This window comes from Hymenobacter montanus (assembly GCF_014699115.1).
Taxonomy (GTDB): Bacteria; Bacteroidota; Bacteroidia; order Cytophagales; family Hymenobacteraceae; genus Hymenobacter; species Hymenobacter montanus.
The window spans coordinates 46,355-52,692 of record NZ_JACXAD010000032.1; the positions used below are offsets into that span (position 1 = coordinate 46,355).

Consider the following 6,338-nt stretch of genomic DNA (forward strand, 5'->3'; position numbering starts at 1 on the left):
AGGCCTGCTTCTACTTCCAGGCCTTCACAATCAGGCCGGTACCCGAGTCGTGCACGGTGCGGGCATCGAACCAATTTAGCAGCAGGCAAAACGGGAACGTGACCAGGTAATAAAACGGCAGCAGCAGGAAAAACAGGCGCGACTTGCCCAGCATCAAAATCGGGTACTTCATGCTGAGGCGCCACGATATCTGGCCGGTCTCGCCGTAGGCGTAGCGGGCCTCAATGCGCTCGAAGCCGGCCGTGCGCAGCTTCTGCTGGATTTCGCGGATGTTGTACCCGTCGCGCACGTGTTCTTCGATGAAGCTGGTTTCGCCATCGTCGTGCACGTCGGAGCCACCTTGGTCGCTGGGCGTGGAGATGAGCAGCAGGCCGCCGTCTTTCAGCGAGGCGTGAATGTTGCGGAACACCTCCACGTCTTCCAGAATATGCTCCATCACGTCGACCGAGAGCGCCAGATCAAAGGCATTAGGCTCCTGGTAGAGCACCAGATCCTGCACGGCAAACTGCACGTTACGGCGCCCAATCTTCCGGAAAAAATCGTTGGAATCGGCCACCTGCTCGTCCTTTACATCCACGGCCAGAATTTCCCATTTGGCGCTTAAGCCACTCAGCCAGTACGTGTACTGGCCGTAGCCCGAGCCCGCGTCCAGGATGTTCAACGGCTCCTGAGTACGGCCTTTGGCCCAGCGGCGCAGCTCCCGGTGCACGTGCCAGGTACGTAGCAGCAGCAAGTCAAGCAGATGATAAAACAGTCGGCGCAGCCACGGCGTGCGGTTAAATACCTGGCCGAGCGTCTTCTTAATGGGGTCGTAGTACAAGGAGTAAATGTGAAAATGTACCGATGGGAAAAAGTGAAAACGTACTGATGATTTGCTGTGGGCTGGTTATTTCCACATTTTTCACATCACCTTGTTCTCCACATTTCAGGAAATTATTCCCCCTTGAAAAGGCGGGGTCGGCGCAGCGGGTCGGCAGTGTCGTCGGGCTCCTCCTGGGGCGCGGGCGGGATGTCCAGCGTGCTCAGCACCTGGTCCATGTGCGCGGCATAAGCAGCACTGTCGTCGTGGAAGAAAATAAGCTCGGGTACTACCCGGACCGTCTGGCGGATGCGCTTGCCCAGGGCCTGGCGAATGGCCTTGGCGTTTTCGCGGATGAGCTCAAGCCGCGCTTCCGCATCGCCGCCCAGCAGCAGGCTGAGGTACACGCGGGCCTGGCCGAGGTCGGGCGTCACCTTCACGGTGCTGATGCCCGGTGCTAGCCCACCCCCAAACAGGTGAGGCAAGTCGCGCTGGAGCACGGCGGCCAATTCCTGCTGGAGTAGGCTGGCCATTTTTTGTTGTCGTTTGCTTTCCATAATCAGCGGCAAAGGTAGGTTTATCGTTCTTCGTTTGTGCTGGCTCGTTTGCGGGTTGGGAGTGTCGGCAGGTGCCAACATGTACGACTATCTTCAATCTTTACAGTCGGAAACGAGAAACCTACCATCAGCAACCTAAAATTTGCTTCGCTTTTTCAAAAGTTCCCTTCCGGCGCAGCTGCTGGCCTTGCTGATACTAGCGTTCGCCCTGCGCCTGCCACTGCTCTGGTTTGGCCTGCCGCTGACGGCGGCTGAGCTACGGGCCCTGCTGGTGGGCGAGCGCCTGCACGGCGGCGCCATGCTCTACCGCGATCTTTACGAGGGCACCGCCCCGCTGGCCGCGGCCCTGTTCGCCGGGCTCGACGCGGCGCTGTCCCGCCCCGTAGGGCTCTACCGGGCTTGCGCCCTGGGCTTGCTGCTGGTACAAGCCTTCCGCCTGAACCTGGTTTTTAACCGTTACGAAGTGCACCCCGAGCGCGGCTACATCGCCGCCCTAACCTACCTGGTGGTGGGCAGCGTAAGCATCGATCTGGATGCGCTCTCGCCGCTGCTGCTGGGGCACACGTTTATCATTTTTGCCCTGAGTGCGCTGCTACCCACTTCCCGCGAAGGCTACGACAACCGCCGCTTGTTTCGGGCCGGGTTTCTGATTGGGGTGGGGGCCCTGTGCTACCTGCCGCTGACGCTGTTTCTGGTGGTGGGCTTGTTTGCGGTAATCATTTTCGCGGCCAATTCCTTTCGGAGCTCGCTCTTGCTGCTGTGCGGGTTTTTCTTCCCTTACGCGCTAGTAGCCACGTTTTTCTTTTACACTGGCGCCCTGCCGGGTTTTGTGCAGTTCCACCTGCAGCCGGGCCTCACCGATTTAATCAGCAGCGGGCTGCCGGCCGGCTTGCAGCTACGCCTGCTGATCCTGCCCGTGCTGGTGCTGGCCCTGGCGCTGCTACGGTCTTTGAGCACCTCGCTGGGGTTGGTGTTTCAGGTAAAGTTTCGGCAGCTGATGCTGGTGTGGCTGGTGGTAGCCATTGCTACGGCGGCCGTGGAGCGGGGCACCGCGCCCGGGGTACTAGTGCTCACGCTGCCGCCGGTGGCCTACTTCAGCCTGTTTCTTTGGCAGCGCTCCCAGCGCCCCTGGCTGCTGGAGCTGCTGCTACTGCTCATCCTTAGTGCCGCCGTGGGGCTCCGCTACCGGGCCCAGGTGCCGGGACTCGAAGCCTTCCTGCGCATGCCCGCCGAAAGCCGCTTTGGGCTGCGGCCCGACCCGCGCTACGCGGCGCTACGCGGCCAGACCTTGCTCATTCTCGGTCCCGACGACCGCGCTTATTTCAACAACTATCCCGCCACCCCTTATCTGGACTGGGCCCTCTCCCAAGCCGACTTCGGGCATCTGATGGAATACGCCGCCGTGGTACGGGTGGCCCAGCAAATAGGCCCTGCGCCGCCCGCCTACTTGCTGGATCAAAGCGCTCAGGTGCCCCGGCTCAAGCGATTGCTGCCCGGCATATTTGGCGCCTATGAGCCCACGAGTACCCCCGGCCTGTACCAGCGTCGGCCTAAAAAATAATCGGCTTCAAGGGTCAGGAACTGGCTTGCCACGAGCGAATAAGCCGCGGCTCTCCTTCCCTAATCCCCACTGAGCAAGACCCAGGAGGGAGCTGAACTACTATTAGCTAAACGGCTCCCGACCTACTAAACCCAGCACCAGGGGCGGCTGCGCCGTTGCGTGGGCACGTTGCGCAGGAACCCGGCTAGTGGCTCCAAGTCCGTCAGCAGCGAGGTGAGTACAATGGTGCGCCCATCCACGAAGCGCAGGCGCAGGTAATCGTACTTCGCCCAAAAAGTGCGGCGGGCCCGGCACGTCACCCGCTCCACCCCGGCCAGGTCGCGGCGCTCAAAGGCCTGGCGCTGGCCGGCTTCGTACACCTCCAACCGATTGTGGTCGGGCTGAAACACCAAGGTGGTTTCGTAGTTCAGTAGCCAGTACCGCAGGTGCAACAGCAGCGCGGGTCCGCTCAGCGCCAGGGTAAACAGCACGAAGCCCAGGGTCAGGCTCCATTCAAATTGACTGGTCGTCGGGCTGTTCAGCGCCACGGCTGGCAGCACGCTCAGCCCGGCGCCCAGGGCCAGCAGTGGCCAGAAGAGCAGCTGCAAGTGCCGCGCGGCCGTGATTTGAAAAACGCGAGTACGCCTGGAGAAAAGTCCCGTCAGCCAGCGGGCGGCGCCCAATACCAGCAGGAGCCCGGCCGCCGCTTCGAGCAGGGAGCGCAGAAAAGAAGCCTTCATTGCCGGAGCTTATGCCTGGTACCGCTAGGCGCTGACCTGCACCCAGGCCTCGTTCTCTTTGTGCGCCCGCAGCCGGCCGAAGCTGGTCAGCGCCAGCCCGTGCTCCGCAAATACGCGCAGCACCTCTTCCCGGCCCTCCGGGGCCACGCACACCAGCAGGCCACCCGAAGTCTGCGGGTCGCAGAGCCAGGCGCGCTGCTCGTCGCTGATGGCGCCCACCTTGTGGCCGTAGCTGGCCCAGTTGCGGCCGGTGCCGCCGGGCACGCTGCCTTGCTTCAGATACGCTTCGGCGGCCACGATACGGGGCACTTTCGAGAACTCGATTTCCGCCGTCAGCCCACTGCCTTCGCACACTTCAGCTAAGTGGCCCAGCAGCCCAAACCCGGTTACGTCGGTCAGCGCCGTTACCGTGGACAGCTTGCTTAACTCGGCGCCGATTTTGTTCAGCTGCATCATTTGGGCCGGCGCGATGGCCGCGTCCTCGTCCCGCAGGATGCCCTTTTTCTGCGCCGTCGTGAGAATGCCTGCGCCCAGCGGCTTGGTCAGGTACAGCTCCGAGCCCGCCGTGGCCGTGTTGTTTTGCTTGAGGTCAGCGGTGGCCACCAGGCCGGTCACGGCCAGGCCAAAAATGGGCTCCGGCGAGTCGATGCTGTGCCCCCCCGCCAACGGAATGCCCGCCTCGGCGCAGATGCTGCGGGCTCCTTCCAGCACCCGTCGCGCCACTTCGGGCGGCAGCTTATCCACGGGCCAGCCCAGCACGGCAATAGCCAGCAGGGGCCGCCCGCCCATGGCGTACACGTCGGAAATGGCATTGGCCGAGGCGATGCGCCCAAAATCGTACGCATCGTCGACGATGGGCATGAAAAAGTCGGTCGTCGAAATGACCGCCTGCCCGCCGCCCAGGTCATACACCGCCGCGTCGTCGCGGCTGGCGTTGCCCACCAGTAGCTTTTCGTCGCGGGGCTGGGCAATGCTGGTGTGCAGCATTTGGTCGAGTACGGCGGGCGCGATTTTGCAGCCGCAGCCCGCCCCGTGGCTGTATTGGGTGAGCTTATAGTCTGTTGTAGGAGTCATGAGAAAAAGAAAAGCGGTTCTGCCCGCTGGTAATGGACCACAAAAGTCCGCAAAGAGTTTGGGAGCCACCCGCGGGGCGGTCCTTGGCATCGGTACAGCAATCAAAAAGAGGAACGAAGCTTGGAGCACCTGGCCACCCAGCTTCGTTCCTCTTTTTTGCTTACGAAAGTCCGCAGGCAGTGGGCGGGCTTACTTCACCGCAACCGGCACCTCGAGGTTTTCCCAGCGCAGCACCAAGCCTTTGGGCGTCACTTCATAAGCTAGGCGCTCCGCCATGCTGGCGGCTTTGCGGGGCGTCACCATCACCCGCAGCGCATCTTGCTTTTCGTCGTACTTAAACGCGCCCCACTGGTTTGGCACTTTGTTGAAAATCACGGTCCACTGCTTCTCCGTTGGGATTACGAAGAAGCCATACTTGCCGGCGGGCAGGGCCTGGCCTTCCACCTTCACCGGCTTGCTGAACATGACCGTCGTGGCTTCGTTGGCGCCCGCGCGCCACACTTGGCCATAAGGCACCAAGCCGCCCCAGATCGTCCGGCCTTTCACGGCGGGGCTGCTGTAGGCCACGGTCACGTCGGTCCCGCCTATCTTGCCGGTGGCCGTGGCGGCGGGGCTGGGTTTGGCCTCTTTGGGCGCCTCAGTCTGCGCGTGAGCTATGTTGACAGTCAGCACGGTAGCAAGCCCTAGAGCGAAGCGGTGAAATAATCGGGTAGCAGTCATTGGGTTGAGGTTAAAATGGTTGAAGATTAGCGCCAAGGTAGCAGCTTTGAAAAGCTCCGCCCGACTACTGGACCCGGAGCCTTACGTTCAGACAGTGAAACCCAGCGGAGTCGGGTACAGTTGTATAAGGCGGTAATTTATTTCAACCGTTGCTTGCTCTAAATGCTTGTTCTAACGAATTCAGCGTATCAACAGGAAATAAGACTGCTTTGCTTCTGCCCAAGATTTCCAACTATCAAAGATTTTCATGAGTTAGATTCTTTAGAGCGGTGGTAGACAATGTTTATATTCTTGCCAAGTTGGGAGACAAGGTGCTGGGGAATTTGGCTCAAGGGAGCGCACCTCTGACTCAGCTACAATTAGCCTGTTATTTATCGCTTGATAAGCTTCCCAAGTATCTCGCCTTACATCATCAGGGTTAGAATAAGTCCGACCATCAATCATAAAGGTTGCTTGCATGTTTCCTTCAGGACTCTTCAGATAAAAAATTCTCATTGTGCTCAAGTCTGAGAGATTAACCATAGTTATACTTGTTGCTAATTGGTTTAGAGCAACTGCTTCCGCCATATAATACGTTTGATCGTCTGCTTCTGCTCTTCCGTGACTTGTACAAGAGGCTTAAAGATTGTGTTGTGGTTCAAGCTCTGCGGCAATTGAAGCTCTCATAGTGTTGAGCTGTAGTTCAAATGTATAGAACTTACCGTTTATTTCGGTTTTGAGTACCATAGGTATGACCCGGTAAGCAGGTGCATGAGATTTAGGACTAGCATACCTAATTTTCTATCTCAGGAATGCTATCTCCAAGTTGCCTCCTTATTCCCTGAAGTAGAGCAGTTAGGCTGTGTCTGAAAAGTGGCGCTGCAGGATACGCCGAATACAGGCCAGTTGCGCCATACTGAGAAAGTGCT

General features: G+C 59.5%; 6 protein-coding genes. 1 reads left to right on the top strand and 5 read right to left on the bottom strand.

Annotated elements, in window-relative coordinates; genetic code table 11:
- Positions 1 to 10 precede the first annotated feature (10 nt).
- Complete coding sequence (locus IC235_RS20540) at positions 11 to 820, bottom strand: class I SAM-dependent methyltransferase (RefSeq protein ID WP_191007089.1); 810 nt, start codon at positions 818 to 820, stop codon at positions 11 to 13.
- A 113-nt stretch (positions 821 to 933) separates the two neighbouring features.
- The gene (locus tag IC235_RS20545) at positions 934 to 1,332 is read right to left on the bottom strand and encodes a ribosome-binding factor A (protein ID WP_317173622.1); all 399 of its coding nucleotides are present in this window, start codon (positions 1,330 to 1,332) and stop codon (positions 934 to 936) included.
- Positions 1,333 to 1,498: 166 nt separating this feature from the next.
- Between IC235_RS20545 and IC235_RS20550 the strand changes: the two genes are divergently transcribed.
- Entirely contained in the window at positions 1,499 to 2,917 is a 1,419-nt protein-coding gene (locus IC235_RS20550; RefSeq protein ID WP_191007091.1) for a hypothetical protein, read from the top strand.
- A 125-nt stretch (positions 2,918 to 3,042) separates the two neighbouring features.
- Here IC235_RS20550 and IC235_RS20555 read toward each other — a convergent pair whose 3' ends face one another.
- The 3 genes from IC235_RS20555 to IC235_RS20565 form a co-directional block, all read right to left on the bottom strand.
- Positions 3,043 to 3,636, bottom strand: a complete 594-nt coding sequence (locus tag IC235_RS20555) for a hypothetical protein (RefSeq protein WP_191007092.1) — start codon at positions 3,634 to 3,636, stop codon at positions 3,043 to 3,045.
- Positions 3,637 to 3,660: 24 nt separating this feature from the next.
- Complete coding sequence (gene selD / locus IC235_RS20560) at positions 3,661 to 4,710, bottom strand: selenide, water dikinase SelD (protein WP_191007093.1); 1,050 nt, start codon at positions 4,708 to 4,710, stop codon at positions 3,661 to 3,663.
- 189 nt (positions 4,711 to 4,899) lie between these two features.
- Entirely contained in the window at positions 4,900 to 5,430 is a 531-nt protein-coding gene (locus IC235_RS20565; protein WP_191007094.1) for a DUF2911 domain-containing protein, read from the bottom strand.
- Positions 5,431 to 6,338 lie beyond the last annotated feature (908 nt).